Annotated in this window: 1 protein-coding gene; it reads left to right on the forward strand. The window is 65.0% G+C overall.

Going from position 1 to position 721, the window contains the following annotated elements; genetic code table 11:
* Window positions 1–96: 96 nt before the first annotated feature.
* On the forward strand, window positions 97–721 hold a 625-nt coding region (locus CQY20_RS33980), incomplete at its 3' end, for a transposase (RefSeq protein WP_133119214.1).

Consider the following 721-nt stretch of genomic DNA (forward strand, 5'->3'; position numbering starts at 1 on the left):
CTGTCGGCGGCAACTGAATACTGACCAGAGCGCGGCAACTGAATTTTGACCAGCTTCCTGGAGACCCTTGGCTCGGGCGAGCCAGGGAGGAAGCGAGTGTTGAGCGTGGAGGACTGGGCGGAGATCCGGCGGTTGCGCCGGTCGGAGCAGTTGTCGATTTCTGAGGTGGCGCGGGTGATGGGGGTAGCGCGCAATACGGTGAAGGCTGCGTTGGCTTCTGATCGCCCGCCGAAGTATGTACGCGAGCCGGCGGGGTCGGTGGTTGATGAGGTCGAGCCCCGGATCCGGGAGTTGCTGAATGCGTTTCCGAGGATGCCGGCGACGGTGATCGCCGAGCGGATCGGCTGGCAGTATTCGATCCGCACCCTCAGCGAGCGGGTGCGCCAGTTGCGGCCGCTGTATCTGCCACCGGATCCGGTCTCGCGCACCACGTATCAGGCCGGGGAGATCGCCCAGTGTGATCTGTGGTTTCCCGATGTGAAGATCCCGGTCGGGTTTGGGCAGGTGCGCACGGCCACGGCGCTGCCGGTGATGACGATGGTCTGCGGATACTCCCGGTGGGCCTCTGCGTTACTTATCCCCACCCGGTCTGCTGAGGATCTGTATGCCGGGTGGTGGCAGCACCTTTCGACCTTGGGTGCGGTTCCTCGGGTGTTCGTTTGGGATGGAGAGGGCGCGGTCGGGCGGTGGCGGGCACGAACACCCGAGCTGACCGCGGCAT

This window comes from Mycolicibacterium agri, assembly GCF_002553505.1.
GTDB classification, from domain to species: domain Bacteria; phylum Actinomycetota; class Actinomycetes; order Mycobacteriales; family Mycobacteriaceae; genus Mycobacterium; species Mycobacterium agri.